The sequence below is a fragment of the Mesorhizobium sp. M7A.F.Ca.ET.027.03.2.1 genome, from assembly GCF_003999175.1.
Taxonomy (GTDB): Bacteria; Pseudomonadota; Alphaproteobacteria; order Rhizobiales; family Rhizobiaceae; genus Mesorhizobium.
This window is the reverse complement of the sequence record NZ_RZOM01001832.1, coordinates 1-528: the sequence shown is the minus strand read 5'-3', so window position 1 is coordinate 528 and position 528 is coordinate 1. Positions and strand designations below refer to the sequence as shown.

Annotated in this window: 1 protein-coding gene; it reads left to right on the top strand. The window is 65.3% G+C overall.

Translation table 11 applies throughout. The features are described from left to right. The coding region (locus EN750_RS38330; RefSeq protein WP_245482957.1) for a PfkB family carbohydrate kinase at positions 1 to 472 on the top strand (472 nt) is incomplete at its 5' end. Between the last annotated feature and the right edge of the window lie 56 nt (positions 473 to 528).

Below are 528 nucleotides of genomic sequence, written 5' to 3'. Positions count from 1 at the left end.
CGCCAAGGCGCGTTCGGCTGGTTCCCTTATCGCCTTCGACCCCAACTACCGGCCGCGGCTCTGGCGTGAGCGCGAGGAGGCGCAGGCAGCGATCGTCGAAGCCCTTGCTGTCACTGATATCGCATTACCAACCTTTCCCGACGAGCAGATTCTGTTTGAGGATGCAACGCCGCAAGCGACCGCTAAACGGATCGGGAAATTGGTTGGCGAGGTCGTCGTCAAGAATGGCGAAGCGCCGGCGCTGATCGCCAAAGGAGGAACGCTGCGCGACGTGCCGGCGATCCATGTCGCGGCTCCCGCTGATACGACGGGCGCCGGCGATTCCTTCAACGGCGGCTATCTTGCGGCTCGACTTGCCGGTCACGACCCGCTGGAAGCCGCACGCCGTGCCCATCGTGTCGCCGCCGCCGTGGTGCAGGTACGTGGCGCCCTGGCGCCGTTCGAGACGCTGCGGGCGGCGTTCGAAGGCTAAGGTAGCCGGAATCTGTATTCCGTGACGTGGTGGTAGATCGCGCCCGGCCACAGCGT